12 protein-coding genes and 1 pseudogene are annotated in these 20,064 nt (G+C 68.8%); 10 read left to right on the top strand and 3 right to left on the bottom strand.

Features of this window, described 5'->3' with window-relative positions; genetic code table 11:
- Positions 1-4: 4 nt before the first annotated feature.
- Positions 5-1,237: a cysteine desulfurase family protein gene (locus tag BAY61_RS06250; protein WP_091799643.1), complete on the bottom strand. Its 1,233-nt coding sequence runs from the start codon at positions 1,235-1,237 to the stop codon at positions 5-7.
- A 49-nt stretch (positions 1,238-1,286) separates the two neighbouring features.
- Positions 1,287-2,648: an MFS transporter gene (locus BAY61_RS06245; protein ID WP_091799640.1), complete on the bottom strand. Its 1,362-nt coding sequence runs from the start codon at positions 2,646-2,648 to the stop codon at positions 1,287-1,289.
- 80 nt (positions 2,649-2,728) lie between these two features.
- Between BAY61_RS06245 and mtnA the strand changes: the two genes are divergently transcribed.
- Complete coding sequence (gene mtnA, locus BAY61_RS06240) at positions 2,729-3,733, top strand: S-methyl-5-thioribose-1-phosphate isomerase (protein ID WP_091799637.1); 1,005 nt, start codon at positions 2,729-2,731, stop codon at positions 3,731-3,733.
- A gap of 10 nt (positions 3,734-3,743) precedes the next feature.
- A complete protein-coding gene (locus BAY61_RS06235; protein WP_091800764.1) occupies positions 3,744-4,637 on the top strand; it encodes a phosphotransferase family protein in 894 nt (297 codons plus the stop codon).
- 73 nt (positions 4,638-4,710) lie between these two features.
- On the opposite strand, the gene BAY61_RS06230 is transcribed toward BAY61_RS06235, so the two are convergent.
- Positions 4,711-6,486, bottom strand: coding sequence for a beta-propeller domain-containing protein (locus tag BAY61_RS06230; protein ID WP_091799634.1), 1,776 nt, complete (start codon positions 6,484-6,486; stop codon positions 4,711-4,713).
- A gap of 146 nt (positions 6,487-6,632) precedes the next feature.
- Here BAY61_RS06230 and BAY61_RS06225 point away from each other — a divergent pair, with 146 nt between their 5' ends.
- The 8 genes and pseudogenes from BAY61_RS06225 to BAY61_RS06190 all read left to right on the top strand — a co-directional run bounded on the left by BAY61_RS06225 (position 6,633) and on the right by BAY61_RS06190 (position 20,033).
- Positions 6,633-7,439, top strand: coding sequence for an N-acyl homoserine lactonase family protein (locus BAY61_RS06225; RefSeq protein WP_091800760.1), 807 nt, complete (start codon positions 6,633-6,635; stop codon positions 7,437-7,439).
- Entirely contained in the window at positions 7,439-8,716 is a 1,278-nt protein-coding gene (locus tag BAY61_RS06220) for a hydroxyacid-oxoacid transhydrogenase (RefSeq protein WP_091799631.1), read from the top strand. Before BAY61_RS06225 ends, BAY61_RS06220 begins: the two co-directional genes overlap by 1 nt.
- A gap of 3 nt (positions 8,717-8,719) precedes the next feature.
- Positions 8,720-9,076, top strand: a complete 357-nt coding sequence (locus BAY61_RS06215; RefSeq protein WP_091799628.1) for an FmdB family zinc ribbon protein — start codon at positions 8,720-8,722, stop codon at positions 9,074-9,076.
- Positions 9,077-9,171: 95 nt separating this feature from the next.
- Positions 9,172-11,943 carry an FAD-binding and (Fe-S)-binding domain-containing protein gene (locus BAY61_RS06210; RefSeq protein WP_091800756.1) on the top strand — a complete coding sequence of 924 codons (2,772 nt, stop codon included), beginning with the start codon at positions 9,172-9,174 and terminating at the stop codon, positions 11,941-11,943.
- 50 nt (positions 11,944-11,993) lie between these two features.
- Positions 11,994-12,782 carry a 2-keto-4-pentenoate hydratase gene (locus BAY61_RS06205; protein ID WP_091799626.1) on the top strand — a complete coding sequence of 263 codons (789 nt, stop codon included), beginning with the start codon at positions 11,994-11,996 and terminating at the stop codon, positions 12,780-12,782.
- A 101-nt stretch (positions 12,783-12,883) separates the two neighbouring features.
- A pseudogene (locus tag BAY61_RS06200) lies at positions 12,884-13,132 on the top strand (hypothetical protein); the annotation flags it as partial.
- An 851-nt stretch (positions 13,133-13,983) separates the two neighbouring features.
- Complete coding sequence (gene gltB, locus BAY61_RS06195; RefSeq protein ID WP_091799623.1) at positions 13,984-18,516, top strand: glutamate synthase large subunit; 4,533 nt, start codon at positions 13,984-13,986, stop codon at positions 18,514-18,516.
- A 65-nt stretch (positions 18,517-18,581) separates the two neighbouring features.
- On the top strand, positions 18,582-20,033 hold the full coding sequence (locus tag BAY61_RS06190; protein ID WP_091800753.1) for a glutamate synthase subunit beta: 1,452 nt from the start codon (positions 18,582-18,584) through the stop codon (positions 20,031-20,033).
- Positions 20,034-20,064: the final 31 nt, after the last annotated feature.

The following is a 20,064-nucleotide window of genomic DNA, read 5'->3' as shown; positions in this document are numbered from 1 at the left end:
CAGCTCACCCCTCCTGACCGCTCGCCGACAGTGCCCTGTCCTCGTCGGCGACCGCCTTGCGCATTCCGGCGAGACCGGCCTGCCTCGCCCTTTCCACGACACCACCGAGTTCGCCGCGCAGCGCGTCGACATCGGCCGCCGACGACGTGTGCCCGAGCGAGAACCGCAGTGAGCCTCGCGCCGACGCCGCGTCGGCTCCCATCGCGAGCAGCACGTGACTCGGCTCGGCGACTCCCGCCGTGCACGCCGAACCGGTCGAGCACTCGATGCCCTTCGCGTCGAGCAGCATCAGCAGGCTGTCGCCGGCGCAGTGCGGGAACGTGAAGTGCGCGATCCCCGGCAGCCTGCCACCTGAGGCGTCGGCAGGCGGGCCGTTGAGCACCGCGTCCGGCACCTCGTGCAGCACGGCGGCGACCAGCTCGTCCCTCAGCTTGGTCAGCTCGTCGAACGTCTCCTGCCTCCGCTCTACGCTCGCCCGCACCGCCGTGGCGAAGGCGTGGATCGCGGGAACGTCGAGCGTGCCGGAACGCACCTCGCGTTCTTGACCGCCCCCGTGCAGCAGCGGAACGCACGCGGTGTCGCGGTCGAGCAGCAGCGCGCCGACCCCGTAGGGCCCGCCCAGTTTGTGCCCGGTCAGCGTCAGCGCGTTGACCCCGACGGCGAAGTCGACCTCGATGGCACCGACCGCCTGCACGGCGTCGGTGTGCAGCGGGATGCCGTTCTCGGCGCAGACCCCGGCGAGTGCCGCCATGTCGTTGACGGTGCCGACCTCGTTGTTCGCCCACATGACGGTGGCCAGCGCGACGGTGTCCGGATCGGTCTCGATGGCCGCCCTCAGCGTCTCGGGGCTCAGCCTGCCGTCGCCATCGACGGGCAGCCAGGTCACCTCGGCTCCCGCGTGCTCGGCGAGCCACTGCACGGCGTCGAGCACGGCGTGGTGCTCGACGGCGCTGGCCAGCACCCGTCTCCTGCGCGGCTGCTCCTTGTGCCTCGCCCAGAAGATCCCCTTCACGGCGAGGTTGTCACTCTCGGTGCCGCCCGCCGTGAAGATCACCTCGGACGGCCGGGCGCCCAGCGCGTCGGCGATGGTCTCGCGGGCCTCCTCGACGACCCTGCGTGCACGCCTTCCCGAGGAATGCAAGGAGGAAGCGTTGCCGACGGAGGACAGCGCTTCGCTCATTGCCGCCACGGCCGAGGGCAGCATGGGGGTGGTGGCCGCGTGGTCGAGATAGGTCATCGCCTGTCCAGGGTAGTCGTGCCCGGCAGGCCGTGAGGCGCGACACTGCTCACGCCGCTCTCCTGCCGGTCATCACCACCCCGAGCAGCGCCGAAGCCGCCAGCAGCGCGCCGAGTACCGCCACCGAGGGACCCGGCGCCGCTGCCGAGGCGAGCGCGCCGAGCAGGACCCCGCCGAGACCGATCGCCAGCGCGGAGGCGACCCAGTCGCCGAGCTGGAGCGCCGAGGTGTTGAAACCGCGCTCCGCGACCGGCGAAAGGCGCAACAGCAGCACCGAGATGGACGGAAGCGCGATTCCCATCCCCGCGCCGCCCGCCGCGGCTCCGACAAACGCGACCCAGCCGGGACACCACGCCTGCGAAACAGCCGTGAACAACGCCAGTCCGACCGCGAGGAAGCAGAACCCCGCGCGGACGAGGCTCTCCCTCCGCCAGTCCGGTTTGCGCCCCTGCACCACGGAGGCCGCCGACCAGCTCACCGCTGCCGTCGTGAGCGGCATACCGGCCAGCGCGGGCCCGTATCCGTGGACGCCGGTCATCGTCAGCGGCAGGAACGCCTCCATGCCCGCGAAGGAACCAGCGAGCAACGCCCTCGACGCGACGAGGGCGGGCAGCCCACTCCGCGCCCGCGACGTCCCCCTCGGCAACAGCGTGCGCAGCGCGGCAGCCAGCAGGACGAGCTCGGCGAGGCCGTAACCGGCGGCGAGCGAGGAAGGATGCTGCGCGGCCCAGGTCAGCGCGGCAATCCCCAGCGCGGCCGACACGGCGGCCCACACACTCGCCCTCCGCCCGCCGCCTTCGCCGTCCGGTTGCCCGGCGCGGGTGATCCGGCGGAGGGCGGGGATCAGCAGCGCGACCCCCACCGGCACCAGCGGCGCCAGCCCGAGGAACACCCACCGCCAGCCGAAGTGCACCGTCACCAGCCCTGCCACCGGCGGGCCGAGCACGGCAGGCAGCACCCACGCCGCCGCGTTGGCCGCGTAGATCACCGGCCGCTCGCGGTCGGTGAACACGAGCGCGATGAGCACCGACGTCGCGACGAGCAGGGTGCCGGTGCCCAGTCCTTGCAGAAACCGTCCTGCCAGCAGCACCTCCATGGTCGGCGCGGCCCCCGCGACGAGCAGTCCCGCGAGGAACACGGCGGGACCGACGAGCAACGAGGGAACGGGACCTCGCAGATCGCACAACCGGCCGGACAGCACCGTCGCCGCGACGCTGGCGACGAGGAACGCGGTGAACGGCCACGAGTAGAGGGCGGTTCCGTCGAGGTCGGCGACCATGGTCGGCATCGCGGTCGCGACGCCGAGATTCTCGAACGCGATCAGCGTGACGACGAGCAGCAGTCCCGCCGTGGTCGCCCTGTGCTCCGGTGTCCACAGAACGGCGGGCCGCCGTTCTCGCGCCTGGGTCATGTCCTCACCTTGCAACCTCCACCGCGCTGGAGGTCCACACCCGCGCGCGGACTGTGCAGAATGGGGCCGTGGAAGCAATCGTGGACAGAACCGTCGACTGGGCGGGCGAACTCGACGGCGCGATCGTCATCGTCGACCAATGCGCGCTACCCGGCTCCTACCGGACTTCGCGCATCGACACGGTCGATGAGCTCATCGACGCCATCCAGCGCCTCGCCGTGCGCGGTGCGCCCGCGCTCGGAGCGGCGGGCGCGCTCGGCGTCGTGCTCGCCGCTCGTGACGCGGATTCCGCTTCCGCGCGGCGACAAGCCGAGCGGATCGCCTCGGCGAGGCCGACCGCGGTCAACCTGCGGTGGGGTGTCGAGCGCGCGCTCGCGGCGTTGCCACACGGAGCGGAGGCCGTGCTTGCCGAGGGCAGGGCGCTGCTGGCCGAGGACGAACGCGTCAACAGAGCGGCCTCGGCCAACGCGGCCGAACTGGTGCTGCGCCGGTGCGGTCGCCAACCGCTGCGCTTGCTCACCCACTGCAACACCGGGGCTCTGGCCACCGTCGCGTGGGGCACCGCGCTCGGCGTCGTCTGGCATCTGCACGCCGAAGGTCTGGTCGAGGAGGTGCTTGCCGACGAGACGAGGCCGCTGCTTCAAGGGGCGAGGCTGACGGCGTGGGAACTGGCAAGGGCGGGCGTTCCCTACCGGGTGCTGCCCGACAGCGCCGCCGCGTCGGCGATGGCGGCAGGGCTCGTGGACTGTGTCCTCGTCGGCGCGGACCGGATCGCGGCCAACGGCGACGTCGCCAACAAGATCGGCACCTACCCGCTCGCGATCTCCGCCGCGCGGCACGGCATCCCGTTCGTCGTCGTCGCTCCTTCCTCCACAGTGGACGAAACATTGGCTTCGGGTAGCGGTATCGAGATCGAGCAGCGCGCCGCGGACGAGGTCACGCACAGCGGCGGCGTGCGGGTCACGCCGGAGGGCGCGCGAGCCTACAACCCGGCCTTCGACGTGACCCCCGCCGAACTGGTGACGGCCGTGGTGACCGAGCACGGAGTCCGCTCACCGGAGAAAACCGTTCGCGCCCAGCTGTAACGTGCCGGTCATGGACGACGTTTCCCTCGCGCGGCTGCGGGTGCCCCTGGGGCTCGGCGCTGCGCCGGTCTCGCGGTTCCCCGGCGGTTCGGTACCCGTGTACGCGGTGGGCGAGGATCTGGTGCTCAAGTTGTTTCCCGCCGAGGACGCGGGAGAGGCACGGGTCGAAGCCACCGTGCTCGGCGCGCTGGAAGGGCGACTGTCCATTCCCACCCCCGGTCTGGTCGGCGCGGGGGAAGCCGAGGGCTGGCACTACGTGCTGATGCGCAGACTGCCCGGTGAGCCCCTTTCCGGCGCGTGGCCGCGATTGTCCGCGTCGGAACGCACCGGGCTGGCCGAACGAATCGGTGTCGCGCTCGCGGAGTTGCACGCCGTCACCGACCCCTCGCTGGAGAAGCTGGAACCCCTTGACTGGCAGGCGTTCGTGCGTGAGCGTCGCGACGTGGTGGTGGGCGAGCAGCGGGAACGCGGCCTCGCCGAGGAATGGCTGTCGCAGATCCCCGGCTTCCTCGACACGGTCGATGTCGGAGCCACCGAGCCGGTGCTACTGCACACCGAGGTCATGCGTGAGCACGTCCTGCTGCGGGAGGGGACCGCGATTCCGTCGGGGTTGTTCGACTTCGAACCCGCCATGCGCGGCGCGGCGGAGTACGACCTCGTCGCGGTCGCCGTGTATCTCGCCGGAGGCGGCGAGGAGGGCGCGAGCTTCCTGCGCACGCTGTTGCGTGCCTACGGCTACACGCCCTCCGATGTCGGCGAACCGTTCGCCCGCCGCTGCCTCGCCTACACGTTGCTGCACCGCTACGGCAACCTGCGGGCGTATCTGAGCTGGATGCCCGCGCCTCCCGAACCGACCCTCGACTCGCTGGCGCTCACCTGGTTCGCACCGTTCGCCCGGCCCTGAGCCGTCCCGAACGCGGATCTCGGCGTCCTGAGTGCGGATCTCGGCGTCCTGGGCGGGGGACTCGCGGGGCGGGTCAGAACGGCACCGTGGCCAGCGGGGTCAGCCCCGCCAGGTCGTACACCGCGAGGCCCGAATCGGCCACCGTCCAGATTTCGTCACCGACGACCAGGGTGCGGCTCACCGACTCGCCTTCGCCGAGCACGCCGAGTTCGGTCACGTTCGCCTCCGACACCCGCAACACCAGCACGCCGGTGTCGGTCGGCAGCAACAACATCCGCTCCGGTTCCCAGTACAGGAAGGCGTGGGTGTCGTGCTCCACGAGGGCCATCCCGCCGGAAAGCTGATGCTGGGCGAGGCGGCGCGGCGCTGCCGCGTGACTCACGTCGAACAGCGACACCTGCACCCCGAGTACCCTGCCCCGCTCGTCGGCTTCCTGCCCGACCCCGATCAGCCTGCCCTCTCCCGCGTTGTGCAGGTAGGCCGAGTAGCCGGTGATCTTCAGCTCACCGACCGCCTTCGGTGACCTCGGGTCCCGCAGGTCCAATGTGTACAGCGGATCGGTTTCCCTGAACGTCACCACATAGCCGACCGGGCCGAAGAACCGCACCGCGTAGATGCGCTCGCCGGGACCGAGCCCTTCGAGCCCGCCGATCTGGTTCAGCGTGTCGCCCTCCCTCGCCAGCACGCTCACCGCGCTGTCGGTACTTCCGGCGATGTCGCGGCCATCGGTGCGGTCGACCTCACCCGAGCGTGTCGTCGCGACCCGCAGCGTGTCCTCGTACTCCGACATCGCGTACTGGTTGAGCAGCGTGCCCTCGACCCTTCCGGAGGCGACGTGCCTCGCCGGACCGTCACCGGTGATGTCGAACTGGAAGATCTCGGTGTCCTCGCCGGCGGGATTGGCGATGTACAGGCTGTCCGCGGTGCCGTAGACGGTCGCTCCGCCGGCGGCGATCGCCACCGGGTCACCGGTGCCGAGTTCACCGGAAAGGTCGATCGTCAGCACGCTCAGTATCGCCGTCGGCCGGTACGTCTCCGGATGGCTCACCCTGTCGCAGTCGACCAGCCTTCCGGAGGTCGTCGTGCCGTCCGGCCTCGCGAGTTCGTACCGCGGCAACCAGTCGTCGATACCGCCGGTGGATTCGGCACGGGCCGGTTCGGCGACCGCCGGTGCCGAACTGACGACGACCCTGGCCGTACCTTCGACGAGCCGGGCATCGACGTAGCCGCCCTCGGTCCGCAACGTGCCGAGCACCCGCGCCGTCGTGGAAAGGTCCACAAGGGTCAGTTCCGCCTCGTCACCGACGACCAGTGCCCGGTCACCATCCACGAGCAGGTTGCTCGCCGCCCCGCCCGGAACCTCCACTGTGGACGTCACCGTTCGGGTGTCGACGTCGACGACCCGCAACACCCCTCCCGCCACCGTCACGATTCTGCTGCCGTCGGTGTAGGCGAGGTCGGGTTCCTCGACGCCGGCCTCGTGGTTGTTGGTCCCGGAATGCTCCTCTGGCGCCGAATCGGGAGACCGCGCCTCGCCCTCGGCGACGCCAGGAGAACTCTGCGGCCGCGCCGGAACGACCTTCGCGTCCCCCGTTTCCGCTTCGGGATTTCCCTCGTTGCCGGAAACGCCTCCGCGCTCGGCTGGGGGCAGCGGCTCGACGGGTGACGCTCCGGCGGCCGAGCGCAACTCACGCAACGCCGTCTCGCACGAATCGAACGCGACCAGCCTCGCCTCTCCGCCGCCCGGCCCCGCCGGTTCCCGCACCTGCTCGGGGCCGGTCCAGCCCGTGCAACCCGACAGCGCGAACGCACCCACCACGACGAACGCCAACGCGGCACGTAGTTTCATGCCGGGCTAGACGGAAAGCGCGCTCGCCGAGGTTGCACGGCGGCGAGAACTCGTGCGAGAAGCCCGAAGAGTCACCGCCTTGCGGGGTGGTATGTAGCATGCCACTCTCGCTGGAGGCGGATTTGCCGATGCGCGAGGAGGCGCACATGAGCGCACCCAGCAAGGTTCACCTGCTGCGGACCGGCACGATGGAATGCGACCAGACCTGGCTGCTGCTCAAGCCGGGACAGAACATCACCACCCGGTCGGCCAAGGACAAACCGGCGGTGTGGACCACCTGCCCCACCCACGCCGTGCTCATCGAGCACCCCGACGGCCGGATCCTGTGGGACACGGGCGTTCCCCAGGACTGGGAAACCCGCTGGGCACCCACCGGGCTTCAGGAATTCTTCCCCGTGCAGCGAGCAACGAGTTACCTCCAGGACTCGCTGGCCGCGCTAGAGCTGACCCCCGAAGACATCGACGTCCTGGTGCTGAGCCACCTCCACTTCGACCACGCGGCCAACGCGAAGCTCTTCGACAACGGCAGGACCCGCATCGTGGTCAACCGCCACGAACACGAAGGAGCGCTCGGTATCGACGGCCCCTTCAAGGGAGCCCACCTCAAGTCCGACTACGAGGGCATCGATTTCGAGCTGATCGAGGGCGACACCGACATCGCACCCGGCGTCGGCGTGATCGAAACCCCCGGCCACACCTGGGGAACGATGTCACTGCGCGTCGACCTTCCGCGGGGTGGGACGAAGATCTTCACCTCCGACGCGGTGTACCTCTCGGAAAGCTGGGGACCTCCCGCGATCGGCGCCGCCATCGTGTGGGACAGCGTGCGGTGGCTGGAATCGGTCGAGAAGCTGCGCCGCATCGCGGAACAGACCGGCGCCGAGGTGATCTTCGGCCACGACGAGGCACAGGCCGCGAGGCTGCCGTTCGCACCGGAGGGACACTTCGCCTGATGACCGCGTACCAGAACGAAACCGTCTTCACCTGGGGCGCGACGCCGCTCAAGTTCGGCGCGGGAGCCGTCGACGAGATCGGCTGGGACCTCGCCGGAATGGGAGCGCGCAGGGTACTCATCGTCACCGATGCCGGCGTCGCGGCAACCGGTGTTCCCCAGCGCGTCGCCGACGCGGCGAAGGCGGGTGGGCTCACCGTCGAGATCTACGATCAGGTGCACGTCGAACCCACCGACGAAAGCATCACCGCCGCCGTCGACTTCGCCGGACAGTCCACATGGGACGGTTTCATCGGGGTCGGCGGCGGCTCCTCCATCGACACCGCCAAGGCCATCAACCTGATGACCAGCCACCCTGCCGACCTCTTCGACTACGTCAACAAACCCATCGGCAAGGGCCTGGCACCACCGGGACCGCTCAAACCGCTCGTCGCCGTGCCCACCACCGCGGGCACCGGCTCCGAGACGACCCCGGTGTGCGTCATGGACTTCCTCGGTCTCGCCGTGAAGTCCGGCATCAGTCATCCCAGGCTGCGGCCGAGCATGGCCGTCGTCGATCCGCTGCTCACCCTTTCCATGCCGCCCGAGGTCACCGCGGCCAGCGGCATGGACGTGCTGTGCCACGCGCTGGAGTCCTACACGGCGAAGCCGTTCCATTCCTTCGCCAGGCACACGCCGGAGACCCGCGTCGCCTACAACGGCTCCAACCCGATCTCCGACGCGTGGACCGAGCAGGCGCTCGGGTTGCTGGCCCGTTCCTTCCGCAGGGCGGTACTCAACGGCGGTGACCTCGAAGCCCGCACCGACATGATGCTCGCGGCCACGTTCGCCGGAATGGGTTTCGGCAACGCGGGCGTGCACGTTCCGCACGCCTGCGCCTACCCCATCGCGGGCAGGGTCAAGGAGTACCGGCCGAAGAACTACCCTCCGGAGAAAGCTCTCGTCCCGCACGGCGAATCGGTGTCGCTGACGGCTCCGGCCGCGTTCCGGTTCACCTTCCCCTCCGATCCCCGCAAGCATCTGCACGCCGCCGAAATGCTCGACCCGCGCGCCCCGAAACAGGCCGACCCGCGCGAGCAGCTTCCCGCCGTGCTCGCCTCGCTCATGCGCGACATCGGGATTCCCAACGGCATCGGTGGCGTCGGCTTCACCGAATCCGACATCCCCTCGCTCGTCGAGGGCACGATGCAACAGCAGCGCCTGCTCGCCGTCGCGCCTCGCACGGTGACCGAAGAGGACGTGTCCGCGATCCTCGCCGACTCGATCGAGAACTGGTGAGCCATGCCGATCTACGACTACGCCTGCGAGTGCGGGCGCCGCTTCGAAGCACTCGTTCCCTCGTCGGAAAGCCCGGCCCCGCCCTGCGACGACTGCGGGAACAGGACGAGGAGAAAGCCGTCAGCGGTCCGGCTCGGCGGCGTCGCCGACCCCGGCCCCTCCCGCGACGACGCGCCGAAAAGCTGGCGTGGCATCGGCGAAGGCGACAGGGACACGGTGCGGCACTGGCACACCGCGATGTCGAAAAGGGAGAAGCTGGAACAGAAGTATCCGGAGCTGGCAGGCGATCGCAGACCGGTACTCGCGCACGAGGGCAGGTTCGCCGCCGCACCATTGCGCGCGGGTGACCCCGCCCCGTGAGCCCTCGGCACGACACCGGTTCGTTTCTCGGTGAACTGACCAGCACCGTCTCGGGAGAGGTGGACACCGATCGCACCGCGCGCACGGTGTTCAGCATGGACGCGTCGAACTACCGGCACGTCCCGCTCGCGGTCGTGTTCCCTCGCGACACCGACGACCTCGCCGCCGTGGTGCGATTGTGCGCGGAACACGGCGTCGGCATCACCGCGCGCGGTGCCGGGACCAGCATCGCGGGCCAGGCACTCGGCGACGGGATCGTCATCGACCACAGCCGGTATCTCAACCGGATACTGGACATCGATCCGGACGCCCGCACCGCGCGGGTCCAGCCGGGGGTCGTGCTCGACACGCTGCGGGCCGCTGCCGCCGAGCACGGCCTGACCTTCGGTCCCGATCCTTCGACGCACAGCAGGTGCACGATCGGCGGGATGCTCGGCAACGACTCGTGCGGCTCGCATTCCGTCGCGTGGGGCCGCACCGCCGACAACGTCGTGTCGCTGGACGTACTCACCGCCGACGGAACCCGGCTCACCGTCGGTGGCCCCGAGTCCGACATCGGCGGGCAGCGTCCGCGCGAGGACAGGGCCGCCGACATCGACGACCGGCTCGGCGAACTCGTCGCGGACAACCTCGCCCTGCTGCGCACCGGTTTCCCCGACCTGCCGAGGCGGGTGTCCGGATACGCGCTCGACCGGTTGCTGCCGGAGAACGGGTTCGACGTCGTCCGCGCGCTCGTCGGCACCGAGGGCACCTGCGCGCTCATCACCGAGGCGACGGTGCGCCTCGTTCCCTCACCACCGGCGAGGGTGCTCGTCGTCGCCGGTTACGCCGACGACATCGCCGCCGCCGACGCCGTTCCCCGCGTGCTGCCGATGCGACCGCTGACGACGGAAGGCATGGGCGCCGACCTCATCGACGCGCTGCTCGTACGAGGCCGCCGCCCTCCCGCGCTCGACCTGCTTCCCCGTGGCGCGGGCTGGTTGTTCATCGAGGTCGGCGGAGACAATCCCGGCGAAGCGAAGCACAGCGCGCGGCGACTCGCCACCGCGCTGCGGGCCGAAACCGGCGCGGAGACCGTGATCGCCGACGATCCGGGCGACCAGCGCCAGCTCTGGGGCATCAGGGAGGCGGCGGCGGGCATCGTCACCAGGTTGCCCGACGGGTCGGAAGCGTGGCCAGGCTGGGAGGACGCGGCCGTCCCCCCTCAGCGCCTCGGTTCCTATCTGCGCGGGTTTCGCGCGCTGCTGCGCGAACACGGGCTGCACGGCATCCCCTACGGGCATTTCGGCGAAGGTTGCGTGCACGTGCGCATCGACTTCCCACTGACGACCGAGGAGGGCGTCGCGCGGTTCAGAGCCTTCATGGAGCAGGCGGCCGACCTCGTCGTGGCACACGGCGGTTCGCTGTCCGGCGAGCACGGCGACGGGCAGGCGCGCGCCGAGTTGCTTCCCCGCATGTATCCGCCGGAACTGGTTCGGCTTTTCGAGGAGTTCAAGGCGATCTGGGATCCGGGGAACATCCTCAACCCCGGCAACCTGGTGCGACCGCGACCGCTCGACGCCGATCTGCGGTTTCCCAGCCAGGTCAGGCAACTGCCGCTGACCCTGCGCTACCCGCACGACGGCGGAAGCCTCGCCACGGCGGCGCAACGCTGTGTCGGCGTCGGCAAGTGCATCGACACCTCCACCGGCGTCATGTGCCCCAGCTACATGGTCACCGGCCAGGAGCAGCACTCGACGCGCGGCAGATCACGGCTGCTGCTGGAACTGCTGAGGGGACAGACGATCACCGAGGGCTGGCGGTCGGCCGAGGTCCGCGACGCGCTCGACCTGTGCCTCGCCTGCAAGGGTTGTCTCTCCGACTGTCCGGTCAACGTGGACATGGCCTCCTACAAGGCCGAGTTCCTTCACCAGCACTACGCCGGAAGGCTCCGCCCGGCCAGCCACTACTCGCTCGGCTTCCTTCCGCTGTGGGCGCGGTTTGCCTCCTCGGCGCCTGCCGTGACCAACGCCGCGCTGCGCTCACGGGCGCTGGCCCCGCTCGTCAGCGCGCTCGGCGGCATCACCCCGGAACGCTCGCTGCCGGAGTTCGCGCCGGCCACGCTGCGCGGGCTCCTGCGAGGCCGAGCGAAGCGGGGAAGGCCGAAGGTCGTGCTGTGGCCCGACACGTTCACCAACTTCCTCACTCCGGAGGTCGGCCTCGCCGCGACGACGGTGCTGGAGTATGCCGGTTTCGACGTCGTACTCCCCCGGCGCTCGGTGTGCTGTGGGCTCACCTGGATCTCGACCGGGCAGCTCGGCGTCGCGAGAAGAGTGCTGCGCAGGACATTGCGCGTACTGCGCGAGGAGCTGGCCGGGGCGAGTGCGATCGTCGGGCTCGAACCGAGTTGCCTCGCGGTGTTCCGGCACGACGCGGCCGACCTGCTCGGCGACGCCGAACTGGGCGGGCTGCCCGAGCGGGCATTCACGCTGGCCGAATTCCTCGAACAGCAGGCGCCCGGCGTGGAATTTCCACCGCTGGCACCGGGAAACACGCCAGCCATCACCCAGCAGCACTGTCACCAGCACGCGGTGACGGGCAACGCGGCCGACGAACGGCTGCTGGCCTCCGTCGGTGTCGGCAACCGCACCCTCGACTCCGGCTGCTGCGGTCTGGCCGGAAATTTCGGGTTCGAGAAGGGACATCACGAGGTTTCGGTCGCCGCGGCCGAACGAGTGCTCGTTCCCGAGGTGAACGCGGCGGACGAGGACACGCTCGTACTGGCCGACGGGTTCAGTTGCCGCACCCAGATCGCCGAGCTGACCGGAAGGAAGGCCGCGCACCTCGCGCAGGTTCTCGCCGCCACGATCACCCCGGCTTCCCGGTGAGCGGAACACCTCGCTTGCGGGGCGGAGGGCGCGCGGCCACTGTTGCGGCCATGGACACACACGCGGTGCGCGACGTCGCGGCCCAGCTCGGCCGTGCCTACGAGACCGGAAAGCCGATCGCCCCGATCATCGAGGACCATCCGGGCGCCACGGTCACCGATGCCTACCGCGTCCAGCAGGAACAGGTCCGCGAGTGGACCAGCAGGGGCGAGGTCGTCAAGGGACACAAGGTCGGCCTTTCCTCGGCGGCCATGCAGGAACAGATGGGCGTCGACCAACCGGATTACGGGCATCTGCTCAGCGGCATGTTCCACCTCGAACAGCAGCCGATCCCCGGTGACCGGTTTCTGCAACCGAGGATCGAACCGGAGATCGCGTTCGTGCTCGGCCGCCCGCTGTCGGGTCCTGGCGTGACCGCGGCCGACGCGGTACGTGCCGTCGACTTCGTACTACCGGCACTGGAAATCGTCGATTCCCGCATCCAGGACTGGAAGATCTCGATCGTGGACACGATCGCCGACAACGCGTCCTCCGGTGGAGTGGTGCTCGGCAGCAAGCCCACCGCGCTGTCGGCCGTCGACCTCCGCACGACCGGCTGCACCCTGCACCGCAACGGTTCCGTCGTGGCGACCGGAGCGGGCGGCGCCGTGCTCGGTTCCCCGCTCAACGCGCTGGTGTGGCTGGCGAACACGGTGGGCCCGCTCGGCATCGACCTCGAACCGGGACACGTCGTGCTTCCGGGTTCGATGACCCGTGCCTTTCCCGTGTCCCACGGGGACACCTTCGTCGCGAACATGGGCGAACTCGGGAGTGTGACAGCGGTTTTCGACACGCCCTGACCGGATGTGCCGAACTTCCCATGAATTTTCCGTGTCATGGGGTTGAATCGTGGGCATCCACCCGGTATTAGGGGCCACGAAGTCAGACCGAGGAGGCCCGGATGCCTCACGAGAGTAATGACTCCGATCTGAACCACAGAGAACGCGCCACCTTGCGGGCGGTAGCGCGAGGTGGCGCGGAACTCACGACAAGCTGTGAGCCCGATCTTTTCCTCGACGGACTCGCCTGCTGCGATCAATCCACGGTGCACACCCTTGCCAGGCGCGGCCTCATCGCCCCGGCCTGTACGGCCGAGCACGGCAGGCGATCCCCCGCCATCCTCACTCCCGAGGGCCGCGCCGCGCTTGGCGCCGAATCTCCTACCGAGAACGGGACCGGCCGACCGGATGCCGGGAACCTCACGATGAACCCGGCTCGTCCCGTTGGCGCGAGCATCGACGCGGTCGGCGGCTGAGTACCGCGCTCGGCAACCTGTTCGCCGGGGCGATCTTCCCGCCCCGGACGGGCGATCACAGTATGCGATCGCGAACGGGACGACGTCGCTCTGGGTATTCGCATTGTTTCGCTTCGCAGTGAAATACCCCGGCACCGTTCTGCCCAATTCTCAGTTGATGACCGTTTGAATTGTTCAACAATGTTGCGCAAATGGCTGTGTCTTACGCCATTTTGTGACCTCGGCCGTGCCTGAAATGCGCGCCCGCGAACGCCCGCGACGCGATCCCGGCCGATCTGGTTGCCCTTTTTCGCGGCCCGCGACAACGGGAACGAACGCGTGCGAACCCGGGCAAGATCACAAAGCGCGGCAGTGTTTTCGCTGGTCAGCATTCTGATCATCGCGAAAACAGGTCATCGGCCTCGCGTCAATCCTCCAGTGTTGTATGCCACGCACGGCGTTTGACCTATCCCGATAACGGCGAATTCACACTAGTGTCATAAGACCGGCGAACCCGGGACGAATTGGTGCGCGCCGGAACGGCCCCAACCCCACCGGGCTGTACCGGGACGCGCGGTGCTCCACCGCGAGCCGCACAAAGGAGTGTGGTCGAACCGACGATGTGCGGACCCACTCCGGGTTGAACGCCATCGACGACTCCCCTGACTGTCCATCGCAGTATCGAGCCGGGCCGTTAGCCGGATGAGGTCACTCATCCGACTGAAAGGACCCGGTTCGATCGTGCCGAGCCAAGGAGGCGGCAAGCCGTGACCCGCCACGCACGCCACAAGCCGACATCCGGCTTGTATGACGAGCAGTACGAGCACGACGCCTGTGGAGTGGCCTTCGTCGCCGACCTCTCCGGCCGTCGAGATCACGAGATCGTGCGCAAAGCTCTTGTCGCCCTGCGCAATCTGGAACACCGCGGTGCCCGTGGCGCCGAGCCGGAAACCGGTGACGGCGCGGGAATCCTGCTGCAAATCCCCGACGCGTTCTTCCGTGAGGTCCTCGACTTTCCGCTGCCCGAACCGGGTGGCTACGCGGCGGGCACCGCTTTCCTTCCCGTCGACGACGACGCGCGTGGCAAGGCCATGTCGACCGTCGAGCGCATCGCCGCGGAAGAGGACATGCGGGTCATCGGCTGGCGGGATCTGCCGGTCGACACCGATCACGTCGGCCCGACCGCGCGCACCACGATGCCGCACTTCGCGCAGGTGTTCATCGCGCCGCACAGGGAGGAGGTCACCGGCCTCGCGCTTGAGCGCGCCGCCTTCTGTGTGCGCAAGCGCGCCGAGCACGCCCTCGCCGATCAGGACGTGTACTTCCCCAGCCTGTCCGCGAGAACCATCGTCTACAAAGGAATGCTGACGGAGCCACAGGTCGAGCGCTTCTTTCCCGACCTGACCGACGAGCGCGTCACCAGTGCCATCGGGCTCGTGCACTCCCGGTTCTCCACGAACACCTTCCCGTCGTGGCCGCTCGCCCACCCCTACCGGTACGTGGCGCACAACGGTGAGATCAACACGTTGCGCGGCAACCGGAACTGGATGGACGCCCGTGAGTCACAGCTGTCGAGCGATCTGATTCCCGGCGAGCTGCGACGCGTCTATCCCGTGATCACCAGGGGTGCCAGCGACTCGGCCTCGTTCGACGAGGTACTGGAACTGCTGCACCTCGGCGGCAGGTCGCTGCCGCACGCCGTGCTGATGATGATCCCCGAGGCGTGGGAGAACCATCAGGAGATGGATCCGGCGCTGCGGGCGTTCTACGAATTCCACTCCTCGCTGATGGAACCGTGGGACGGGCCCGCGCTGGTGTCGTTCACCGACGGCACGCAGATCGGCGCCGTACTCGACCGCAACGGCCTGCGGCCCGCGCGCTACTGGGTCACCGAGGACGGTCTCGTCGTGCTGGCCTCCGAGGTCGGGGTGCTCGACATCGACCAGGCCTCGATCATCCGCAAGGGCAGGCTCGAACCGGGCCGGATGTTCCTCGTCGACACGGTGCAGGGCCGCATCGTCGACGACGAGGAGATCAAGGGCGAACTCGCGGGACAGCATCCCTACGACGAGTGGATCGAGGCGGGAATGCTGCGCCTCGACGACCTTCCCGAACGCGAGCGCGAGGTCCCGACACACGAATCGCTCGTACGCCGCCAGCAGGCTTACGGTTACACGGAGGAGGAACTGAACATCCTCCTCGAACCGATGGCCAGAGGCGGGGCCGAGCCCATCGGCTCGATGGGCAACGACTCGCCGCTCGCACCGTTCTCCAGTAAGCCACGGCAGCTCTTCGACTATTTCACCCAACTCTTCGCGCAGGTGACCAACCCTCCGCTCGACGCGATCAGGGAAGAACTGGTGACCGCGCTGGGCACTCAGCTGGGCTCCGAGCCCAACCTGCTCTCGGCTGGGCCCGAGCACTGCCGCAAGATCGTGCTCCCCTTTCCGGTTCTCGACAACGACGAACTGGCCAAGTTGGTCCACGTCAACGACGACGGGGACCTTCCGGAGTTCCAGTCGCACACCGTGCGCGGAACGTTCGAGGTCGCCGGTGGCGGCACCGCGCTGCTGCACCGGCTCGACGAGATCAGGGCAGAGGTCTGCGATGCCATCGCCCATGGCGCGAGACTCATCGTGCTCTCCGACAGGGGGGTCGACCCCGGCCACGCCGCGATTCCCTCGCTGTTGCTGACCGGCGCGGTGCACCACCACCTGGTGCGGGAGAAGAGCAGGACCCAGGTCGGGCTCATCATCGAATCCGGTGATGCCCGCGAGGTGCACCACATCGCGCTGCTCATCGGCTATGGCGCCGCCGCGGTCAACCCCTATCTCGCCATGGCCACCGTCGAGGAAATGGCCGAGCAGGGCCGCATCGCCGGAGTGAGCGCGAAGGAAGCCACCCGCAACCTGATCAAGGCACTCGGCAAGGGTGTGCGCAAGACGATGTCCAAAATGGGCGTCTCCACCGTCGCTTCCTATACGGGCGCCCAGATTTTCGAGGCCATCGGTCTTGGCGACGAGGTCATCGAGACCTGCTTCACCGGCACCACCTCCCGCCTCGGCGGCGTCGGCTTCGACCTGCTCGCCGACGAGGTCGCCATCCGGCACCGCGTCGCCTTTCCCGGTGACGGCGTGCAGGCCAGTCACCGGGAATTGGCGACGGGCGGCGACTACCAGTGGCGCAGGGAGGGCGAGCCACACCTGTTCAACCCGCAAACGGTGTTCAAGCTCCAGCATTCGACGCGCTCCGGCAAGTACGAGGTGTTCAAGGAATACACCAAGGCCGTCGACGACCAGGCCGAGCGGTTGATGACGCTGCGCGGTCTGTTCGGTTTCCGGGAAGGACAGCGGCCCCCGGTACCGATCGAGGAGGTCGAGCCGGTCTCCGAGATCGTGAAGCGGTTCGCGACCGGAGCCATCTCCTACGGCTCGATCTCGCAGGAAATGCACCAGACGCTCGCCATCGCGATGAACCAGCTCGGCGGCAAGTCCAACACCGGCGAGGGCGGCGAGGATCCGGAACGGCTCCACGACCCGCGGCGCCGCAGCGCGGTCAAGCAGGTCGCGAGTGGACGGTTCGGGGTGACGAGCGAATACCTCGTCAACGCCGACGACATCCAGATCAAGATGGCGCAGGGCGCCAAGCCCGGTGAGGGCGGTCAGCTTCCCGGCGGCAAGGTGTACCCGTGGATCGCGAAGACGCGGCACTCGACGCCTGGCGTCGGGCTCATCTCGCCGCCACCGCACCACGACATCTACTCCATCGAAGATCTCGCCCAGCTCATCCACGACCTGAAGAACGCCAATCCCGCCGCCCGCATCCACGTGAAGCTGGTGTCGGAGGTCGGGGTCGGCACGGTCGCGGCCGGAGTGTCGAAGGCACACGCGGACGTCGTGCTGATCTCAGGGCACGACGGCGGGACGGGCGCCTCACCGCTGTCGTCCATCAAGCACGCGGGAGGGCCGTGGGAACTGGGACTCGCCGAAACCCAGCAGACCCTGCTGGCCAACCGCCTGCGCGACCGCATCGTGGTGCAGACAGACGGCCAGCTCAAGACGGGCCGGGACGTGATGATCGCCGCGCTCCTCGGCGCCGAGGAGTTCGGTTTCGCCACCGCGCCGCTCGTGGTGTCCGGTTGCATCATGATGCGGGTGTGCCACCTGGACACCTGCCCGGTGGGGGTCGCGACCCAGAACCCGAAGCTGCGGGAGAAGTTCACCGGCAAGGCCGAGTACGTGGTGAACTTCTTCGAGTTCATCGCGCAGGAGGTTCGCGAATACCTGGCACAGCTGGGCTTCCGGTCCATCGCCGAGGCGGTCGGCCAGGCCGGGGTACTCGACATCCGCAAGGCCGTCGAGCACTGGAAGGCGGCAGGGCTTGATCTCTCGCCGATCTTCCACGTTCCCGAGCTTGAGCCCAGAGCCGCGAGGCACCAGGTTGTCGCCCAGGATCACGGGCTCGACAAGGCGCTGGACAACACGTTGATCCAGCTCGCCGAAGGAGCGTTGAACTCGGGCGACAAGGTGAACCTCGAACTGCCGGTGCGCAACGTCAACCGCACGGTGGGCACCATGCTCGGCTCGGAGGTGACCAAACGCTGGGGCGGGGAAGGGCTTCCCGACGACACGATCGACATCACGTTCACCGGTACCGCGGGCCAGTCCTTCGGCGCGTTCGTACCCAGGGGGATCACGCTGCGGTTGTTCGGGGACGGCAACGACTATGTCGGCAAGGGGCTTTCCGGCGGCAGGATCGTCGTACGGCCCCCGCGTGGCACGACGTTCGCAGCCGAGTCGCACATCATCGCGGGCAACGTGATCGGCTACGGAGCCACCGGCGGCGAGATCTTCTTGCGCGGCAAGGTCGGTGAACGGTTCTGCGTCCGCAACTCGGGCGCGCTCGCCGTCGTCGAGGGCGTCGGCGACCACGGCTGCGAGTACATGACGGGCGGCAAGGTCGTCGTGCTCGGGCCGACGGGGCGCAACTTCGCGGCCGGGATGTCGGGCGGTGTCGCCTACGTGCTCGATTTGCGGCTGGGCAGGGTGAACAGGGAGATGGTCGATCTCGATGAGCTCGACGAGACCGACGGCCCGTTGCTGCGCGACGCCGTCGAGCGGCACTACCGGGAAACGGAGTCGGCTGTCGCGCACGCGCTGCTGACCGATTGGGAGCTGGCGCTCACGCGGTTCGCGAAGGTGATGCCGAAGGACTACAAGCGGGTCCTGCTGGCGAGGGCCGCGGCGGAGCGCGAGGGAAGGAACGTGGACGAGGCGATCATGGAGGCCGCTCATGGCTGATAATGGCGGAGCCGGTCATGAGCGCCGACCGGGTGCGGGTGTCCCGCAGGACGGAGTGGCCGCTCATGGCTGATCCCAAGGGGTTTCTGACGACCCGGCGCCAGACGCCGACGTCACGTCCGGTCGACATCCGGATCAAGGACTGGCGCGAGGTCTACGAGGATTTCGAGCGCACGAAGCTGAAGGAGCAGGCGGGCCGCTGCATGGACTGCGGCATTCCGTTCTGCCATCAGGGATGCCCGCTGGGGAACCTGATTCCGGAGTGGAACACGTTGACGTGGCGCGACGACTGGCGCGACGCGATCGAGCGGTTGCACGCCACGAACAACTTTCCGGAGTTCACCGGGACGTTGTGTCCCGCGCCGTGCGAAACGGCGTGCGTGCTGGGAATCAACGACGATCCGGTGACGATCAAGCGGGTCGAGATCTCGATCATCGACAGGGCGTGGGACGAGGGCTGGGTCACTCCGAAGGTCCCGGAGACCCGTACGGGCAAGAAGGTCGCCGTCGTCGGTTCGGGGCCCTCCGGTCTCGCCGCCGCTCAGCAGCTCACCAGAGCCGGGCACAGCGTGGTCGTCTTCGAGCGGGCCGACGCGATCGGCGGGTTGCTGCGCTACGGCATCCCCGAGTTCAAGATGGAGAAGCACCGGCTGGACCGGCGACTTGACCAGATGCGGGCCGAGGGCACCGAGTTCCGCACCGGGGTCGACGTGGGTGTCGATCTGACGGTGGAGGAACTCCGGTCGGGTCACGACGCGGTGGTGCTTGCCGGTGGGGCGACGGCGTGGCGGGATCTTCCCGTCGCCGGAAGGGAATTCGCCGGGGTGTACCAGGCGATGGAGTACCTTCCGCCTGCCAACAGGGTGGCGAGTGGCGAACTCGCCGAATCACCGCTCAGCGCGGCCGGCAAGGACGTCGTGGTGATCGGCGGCGGGGACACCGGCGCCGACTGCGTCGGGACGGCACACCGGCAGGGCGCCCGTTCGGTGACCCAGCTTGAGATCATGCCGAGGCCGCCGGAGTCGCGTTCGGACGCTCACCCGTGGCCGACCTATCCGATGATCTACCGGGTTTCCTCGGCCCACGAGGAGGGCGGCGAGCGGCTGTACGCGGTGAACACCCAGGAATTCCTCGGTGACGAGGACGGCAACCTGCGTGCGCTGCGGCTGGTCGAGGTGCGCAACGACGGCGGAAAGTTCGTGCCGGTCGAGGGCACGGAGCGGGAACTGCCCGCGCAACTCGTGTTGCTCGCCATGGGTTTCGTCGGTCCTCAGCGGGAGGGTCTTGTCGACGAGCTGGGTGTCGAACTCGACGAGCGGGGCAACGTGGCGAGGGATTCCTCGTTCAAGACCAGTGTGGACAACGTGTTCGTGGCTGGAGACATGGGGCGAGGCCAGTCGCTCATCGTGTGGGCGATCGCCGAGGGCCGTTCCGCCGCGGCCGGGGTCGACGCTTTCCTGACGGGGCGGGACGTGCTGCCATCCCCGATCGCGCCGACGGACCGGCCGATGTCCTGACCTGGCACACCGGGCCGTCACCGGAGGGGCC

Source organism: Prauserella marina (assembly GCF_002240355.1).
Lineage (GTDB): Bacteria > Actinomycetota > Actinomycetes > Mycobacteriales > Pseudonocardiaceae > Prauserella_A > Prauserella_A marina.
This window is presented reverse-complemented; position numbering and strand designations above follow the sequence as displayed.